The following is a 4537-nucleotide window of genomic DNA, read 5'->3' as shown; positions in this document are numbered from 1 at the left end:
TTAGAAGATTCCATAATCTAATTATACCAAAAACGACAATGATAATCATTAAAGATAATCATTGTCGTTTTCTTTTTTAGGTGGCCTTACGAATATTTATTTCGTTACAGCCCCTTTTTAAAAACTTAAATTTAAGATTAGAAACAGTTACACCTATTTTAAAAATTTGTTAAAATTATTAATGTAAAATAAAAGAACTTCTGTAGTTAGAAGTTCTTAGTAAATTAATAGTAGTAATCTGCTATTTCTTTGTATTAAAAACCTTTTTCTTACTTTGTTGTAAAAAAGTTGTATTTTTATTTTTCTTTTAATTTTATTTTGATATATCAATATAAGTTTTATGCTATTTTTTCTCCTAATCCATTTCAATAGCTCCTGTATCGGCCAGATACAACTTGAATTTGTTTAAATCTTTATATGCAGACAATCCTACATTAGGGTTATTTGCATGATATGCAACACTCACGACCTTAGAATCCTTTAGCTCTGAAATCATACTTAAAATAGAGTTATCAGTCGTTTTATATGAATTCAACACCTTCGTCGTTTGAAATCCTCTGGTGTTCTTGTTTAACTGGGATGGAATTGCTTCAAAAAGCATTGCCAATCTTCCAGTAGAATCAATTTTTCTAAAATCATCCTCATACAAATTTAGAATATCTCTTTTTACCATATCTACTTTTCTAAAATTATTCGTTGTAATGTATTCATTGACAGATTGTGGCATTCTACCTACCAGCATATATAAACGAAAATCACGCATCAACTTTCGATTCAGCCTGTCTCCAAAATTCTTCTTATTATCAAATACGCTTTTCAATAACTTCATAGTAGAATTATCATTCAAAGCCCAAAGAAATTCTTCAAAATCCATTGGATGCATTTGCAGTTTTCTTTCTTCACTTGGAATGAGAATATCTTTCACATTCTTTTTGATTGAAATCAATGAACCAGTTTCAATATAATCATATCTTCCATCCTTTACCAATGTCTTGATTGCTTGTCTTGCATAAGGGCAAAGCTGTACTTCATCAAAAATAATAACAGACTTTCTTTCGATTAAGTCTACTTTATATTGCAATTGAAGTTGAAGAAAAAAATAATTCAAATCAGACATATCATCAAATAACTCTCTAATTTATGCAGAAGCAACAGAAAAATCAATGAGGATATAACTATCATATTCCATCTTTGCAAATTCTTCTACTATAGTTGATTCCCAACACGGCGTGCTCCTTCAATAAGTAGGGCTGTCTTCCCATTTGATTCTCTTTTCCACTCTTTTATTTTTTCATAAATTTTTCGCTTAAACATTGACAAATTCCTCCTATAAATTTATTATGTCCAAAAATCGCAACTAGCTCAATGGCTATATATCCAAAAATCGCAATAAAATTTCTACATAAACCTCCAAAAATCGCACTGATTTTCTCCTGCTAAAAAAGAAATTTGAGTGTTGGATTTTGTCCCTCCTCTCTATTTTTGATAGTGTCGTTAAAAATACGAATTTATTCAATGTAGATAGTTCTTATTATCTTCTAATACATCTTATATATTTTTCTTCAAATCAAGCACATTTCAAGATTAATTCTAAATAGTTTTTCATGAAATATGTTTTCATTAATATAAAAAGGACGCATTTATTAACGTCCTTTGTAAATCTCTATCTTCATAACTCCTCAATTATTTGGTGTGTGATTGACCTCACAATAATATAGATTCCAGTCATTGTATAGCCTTTGTCATTCTAGATGTCCATTTACATTAACTCTACTTTATGACATCTTCTTTTATTGTGCTTTTAAATAATCAATCACTTCATCTAATGAATCAACAATTTTTGTTACTTTTTCAACGAATTGTGGCTCAGGATATTTCATATCAGGGACACAAATCACATCAATATGTCCATCATAAGCCGCTAAAATACCTGCCTCACTATCTTCTAAAACCAAAGCTTCTTCTGGTTTGACATCGAGTTTTTGACATGCTGTTAAAAAGATTTCTGGATGAGGTTTACCATGAGTCACTTCATCTCCACAAATTGTATCATCAAAATATTTTGTTAGATCTGCATTTTTTAAGATTTCATCAACACGTGCTCTCCCACTTGATGTTGCTACAATTGTTTTATAATTATTGGCTTTTAAGTATTCTAATAATTCTACTAATCCTTTTTTCTTAGGAACATATTGTCTTAAACTTTCATCAATCCATACATGAACATCATCCCAGACTTCTGTCATAGGAAAGTCTTGACCATAATGGTCAATAAATACCTGACAGATTCCCGGTTTATTTTTTCCTAAACAATTTCTATATAATTCTTCTGTAAAATCATGGTGTCCTAATTGCGCCAATTTTTTTACATATTCATTATATGTCACTCTTTCACTATCAATCATCAAACCATCCATATCAAATATAACTGCTTTTTTCATATACATTCACTTCCTCTTTCCTTATTCTAGCATATCTTCATATTCAAGAACAAGAAAAGTTATGAACTACTCTGTTTTTAAATGCTTATGCATAAATCTTCTAAATGAGAATGTATTTGTTATTGTTGTGATTAAATCTGAAAGAGGTTCAGCTAACATAACCGCAAAAACACCATCTGATATAAATATTGGTAAGATATAGATGAGTGGTATTAATAAGATAATCTTTCGATAAAAAGCAAAGAAAAATGAAATCTTACCAAATCCAAGTGATGTATATGATTGTTGATAAGTTGAGTTCGCTCCCATAATAATGAAACCAAAGATATAAACTCTTAACATACGACTTGCTAATTCAATTAACTCTGGATCATTAGAGAATAACTGTACAAATACTTGTGGTACAAATTCCATCAACAAAACACCCACAATAGAATAAATTAATGATACTTTCATAGCTAAAGAGATAGCTTTTTTAACACGATCATATTGTTTAGCCCCATAATTATAACTGATGATAGGCTGTGTTCCTTGTGCAATACCTTCCATTGGTAATTGGAGAATCTGATTCATAGATAGCATAATTGTCATAGAACTGACTGCTAAATCTCCCCCAAAGAATAAAAGTTGGCGATTAAAGGAAACTTGCAGTATGCCTTCAGTTGCACTCATAAAGAAAGGAGAAAAACCTAAACCTAAGACTCTTTTCATGATATCTAAATCAAATTTAAAATATTCTTTTTTGATTTGGATAGTTGTTTTCTTTCCTAATAAAAACTTCATAACCCAAACACATGAAACAAATTGAGAAATCACAGTTGCAATTGCAGCTCCTGCAACATCCATGTGTAAACCAAAAATAAAGATAGGATCAAGAACAATATTCAAAACACCACCAATAAGTAATGTAAACATTCCATATTTCGCAAAACCCTGTGCATTGATAAAATAATTTAAACCAACACTCAATTGAACAAAGACCGTTCCTAAACAATAAATAGAAAGATAGTCCATAGCATAAGGCAATGTATTCTCACTGGCTCCAAATAACATCAAAATATCTTCACCAAAAATTAACAGGACTGCCATAATAATAAGTGAAGAAATCACCAAACTAAAGACACAGTTTCCAAGTATCTTTTCAGCAATATCCATTCTCTTTTCACCCATTCTAATAGATGCCAAAGGAGCTCCGCCTCTTCCAAATAAATTGGTAAAAGCTGTAATAATTGTAATAATAGATGTACATAATCCAATCCCTGCAATGGCTAAAGCACCATCAGCTAACTGTCCAATATATATTCTATCTACCATATTATAGATAAGCGTTGCCAGTTGAGCAAGAATAGAGGGGATCGCAAGTGAAAGTAATAATTTTGATATTTTCTCATTTTCCAGTCTTTCATTCATGTTGTCCACCTCCTAAATTATGATAAACCTGTTGTAAAATTTCATGATATTTGACAATATCTTCCTGTGAAATATTCTGATATGCCTGTTCATCAAAAGCATGTTGAATATTTTGAATTTTTTTAACTAACTCATCTGCCTTTTTTTCAACACATAAAATATTCCAACGTCTATTGACAGGATCAGGATTTCTTGTCACTAAACCTCGTTTCACCAACTTTTCAATAGCTAATGAGACATGTCCTTTTGAAATACCACGCACATTGACAATATCTTGTGCATGATTATATTCTGGATTATTTGCTAAAAAAGCCAAGACATCAATTTCAACTTGTGTCATCTGATACTCTTTTAACAATTCATCAAATAATGAATTATACTTTTTAATGATATAAGGGTGCATTCCCAGTGAAAAAAACTTTTGAATTCCCTTTTCTGTTTTGATTTTCATAGTTCTCTCCTTAACTGTTTTATTTTAAACAGTTATATAATAAACCTATTATTCCATACCTGTCAATATCTTTTTAACAAAACACATGCTTTGACTTTTGATATTGAACTTGTTATCGTCAACTTCTACTAAAATTATACATCTATATAGATATCAAGCCATTAGTTCTTATCTAATGGCTTGATGACTTCTCTAGCGAATTCTATATATTCTTTTTCATTGATTCCTATTTGTT

4 protein-coding genes are annotated in these 4537 nt (G+C 30.2%); all 4 read right to left on the bottom strand.

Translation table 11 applies throughout. The annotated features are described in order from the left end of the window. Positions 1 to 355: 355 nt before the first annotated feature. Positions 356 to 1108, bottom strand: a complete 753-nt coding sequence (locus B5G32_RS13195) for an AAA family ATPase (protein ID WP_239386262.1) — start codon at positions 1106 to 1108, stop codon at positions 356 to 358. Between the two features lie 682 nt (positions 1109 to 1790). Further along, the gene (locus B5G32_RS13190) at positions 1791 to 2441 is read right to left on the bottom strand and encodes an HAD family hydrolase (protein WP_087936924.1); all 651 of its coding nucleotides are present in this window, start codon (positions 2439 to 2441) and stop codon (positions 1791 to 1793) included. A gap of 66 nt (positions 2442 to 2507) precedes the next feature. Beyond that, complete coding sequence (locus B5G32_RS13185) at positions 2508 to 3851, bottom strand: MATE family efflux transporter (RefSeq protein WP_087936923.1); 1344 nt, start codon at positions 3849 to 3851, stop codon at positions 2508 to 2510. Continuing rightward, positions 3844 to 4302, bottom strand: a complete 459-nt coding sequence (locus B5G32_RS13180) for a MarR family winged helix-turn-helix transcriptional regulator (RefSeq protein ID WP_206080562.1) — start codon at positions 4300 to 4302, stop codon at positions 3844 to 3846. The genes B5G32_RS13185 and B5G32_RS13180 overlap by 8 nt, the downstream gene beginning before the upstream one ends. Positions 4303 to 4537 lie beyond the last annotated feature (235 nt).

This window comes from Massilimicrobiota sp. An80 (assembly GCF_002159255.1).
GTDB classification, from domain to species: domain Bacteria; phylum Bacillota_I; class Bacilli_A; order Erysipelotrichales; family Coprobacillaceae; genus Allocoprobacillus; species Allocoprobacillus merdigallinarum.
The sequence above is the reverse complement of the archived record's forward strand: the minus strand, read 5'-3'. Positions and strand labels throughout refer to the sequence as shown.